This window comes from Rhizobium sp. SVR5-9E (assembly GCF_056755095.1).
On record NZ_JBNDHS010000603.1, the window covers coordinates 1 to 247 of the forward strand.

General features: G+C 46.2%; 1 protein-coding gene. It reads left to right on the plus strand.

The genetic code is table 11. From position 1 onward, the window contains the following. On the plus strand, window positions 1–238 hold a 238-nt coding region (locus ACPYOJ_RS36230; protein WP_481420515.1), incomplete at its 5' end, for a hypothetical protein. Window positions 239–247: the final 9 nt, after the last annotated feature.

The window sequence follows — 247 nt, forward strand, 5'->3', positions numbered from 1 at the left end:
GAAGAGCAGGCAGTACAAATCCGGAATTTCATCCACCTATATGCGTCTGCCGGAGCTGTATCGTTATCTGGTGAATGAAACGGCAGAGCATTCACACAATGCGCGTATCGACGCCGCAATGACCGAAATTTGCTTTTTCGAAATCGTGCGCCGAAATCAGATGTCTGAGAAAGACCTTGAAGAAAAGCATCACCTGATAGCCACAAAGCTGCACTTTCCCGTTTTAAAACTTACGTAAGCCTATGGA